This is a genomic window from Pseudoalteromonas sp. MelDa3, assembly GCF_002863625.1.
Classification (GTDB): domain Bacteria; phylum Pseudomonadota; class Gammaproteobacteria; order Enterobacterales; family Alteromonadaceae; genus Pseudoalteromonas; species Pseudoalteromonas arctica.
In genome coordinates, this window is the sequence record NZ_PJBR01000204.1 from 1 (window position 1) to 1,684 (window position 1,684).

2 protein-coding genes are annotated in these 1,684 nt (G+C 34.5%); one reads left to right on the plus strand and one right to left on the minus strand.

Features of this window, described 5'->3' with window-relative positions; all coding sequences use genetic code 11:
* The first annotated feature begins 60 nt into the window (after window positions 1-60).
* Entirely contained in the window at window positions 61-798 is a 738-nt protein-coding gene (locus CXF89_RS19130; RefSeq protein WP_024590349.1) for a Crp/Fnr family transcriptional regulator, read from the plus strand.
* A gap of 172 nt (window positions 799-970) precedes the next feature.
* On the opposite strand, the gene CXF89_RS19135 is transcribed toward CXF89_RS19130, so the two are convergent.
* Window positions 971-1,150 (minus strand): DUF2934 domain-containing protein, encoded by a 180-nt coding sequence (locus CXF89_RS19135; RefSeq protein ID WP_121955484.1) that lies wholly within the window; start codon window positions 1,148-1,150, stop codon window positions 971-973.
* Window positions 1,151-1,684: the final 534 nt, after the last annotated feature.

The following is a 1,684-nucleotide window of genomic DNA, read 5'->3' on the forward strand; positions in this document are numbered from 1 at the left end:
CCATTACTTTTAGGTTTTATTAGTTATAAGTTGGGCATATAAAAAGGAAATTCACATTAGATGGGTCAATTGAAGAACAAACTGCTTAATGCTTTATCTACTGACGCACAACACCGCATGTTTCCGCTTTTAAAGCGAGTCAATTTATCCCTTGGAGAAGTTATTTATGAAACAAGTGAAAAGCTCGATTACGTTTATTTTCCAATAGATAGTATTGTTTCATTATTGTATGTGATGATTGATGGCTCATCTGCTGAAATATCAGTTATCGGTAATGAAGGGGTTGTAGGTATAGCTGTATTTATGGGGGGAGAAAGCACCCCCAACCGAGCTATTGTGCAAAGTGCTGGTACCGCTTATCGCTTACCCGCTTGTGAGTTACGCAGGCAATTTAATAGCGAGCCTGATATGCGTATGCTCATGTTACGTTACACGCAATCATTGATTACCCAAACAGCGCAAACCGCAGTTTGTAATCGACATCATAGTATAGTGCAACAACTAAGCCGCTGGCTTTTACTATCGATTGACCGTTTACCGAGTAACAATTTAATAATGACTCAAGAGCTAATAGCAAATATGTTAGGCGTAAGACGTGAGGGAGTAACTGAGGCCGCTGGTAAACTACAAAAGCTGGGTATTATCACTTATAAACGTGGTCATATTAGTGTGATAGACCGACCTCAATTAGAGTCTCAGTCTTGCGAGTGCTATGAGGTTGTAAAAAGAGAAACAGACAGGTTGGAGTCTTATATGGAAAAAAAACCTAACGTTAGAAAACTATCCATTATCAGTTAATATATTTTGGAATCAAATAAATGTTTAAGAGCGTCAAAAGAACAGCCTAGCAAGTTGTTCATTGAGCCTGGGCTCTAAAATAAATTTATAAACCGAATATAAATATATTCGGTTTAAAATTTGTGTATGTTCTGCTGTTAGTGGGCTTTTTACATTTAACCTACTTTGGTAGTTATCCGTCTACTTCCTTTTCAGCTTCAAGCCAATCATTTAAGTGATTGTCACCGGTAAAGTCACGATCACTCGCTAATGAGTAAGCTTTAGCTTCAATCATGTCATGTCGGCTGAGACCTTCTTTATTCAAATTAGGTTTAGTTTTTGATACTGAATTACTTGAGATGTTATTACTCATGTGATTATTCCTAAAATATTACTCGATAAAATAAAAAACTTAATACCAAATTAAAACATTGAGTGTAGTTACATCATTCTCAATCTTAAATTGAATGTAAGCTCGATTTATCATAGTAATACCAATGTGCAATAATACTTGATCAATTTGAGGGCATAAACCTGACGCTAACTGTGTTAAAAATTTCTGAAAAAGAACAACTAAATAACGAAATTTTTGCCTTGTTATCGACACGGTTTTCTTACCTCAAAATAGCTCACTTAATTAAGCAAATTGGTATAAAAGCATTACTACGTATAGCTTAAAAGACTATTCTACAATTTGTATGACCGGTTTATCGTAATGGTTTTGTAATTTTGAGTCTGTGCCACAGCGAACATAAATTACCCATTATCTGTATTTATAGTAATTTTGAGAAGGTAACGAGCGTTGAATATATGAGCTTTAATAATCATTGTTTGGCGCGATACCGTACAGAGTCAATATTAATAAACTCATATAATAAAATATAAAGTACTTAAATTATTTTAAGGA

Bases quoted from the DNA above. Each gene is read 5' to 3' on its own strand.
- CXF89_RS19130 (WP_024590349.1), top strand. From the start codon at position 61: ATGGGTCAATTGAAGAACAAACTGCTTAATGCTTTATCTACTGACGCA.
- CXF89_RS19135 (WP_121955484.1), bottom strand. From the start codon at position 1,150: ATGAGTAATAACATCTCAAGTAATTCAGTATCAAAAACTAAACCTAAT.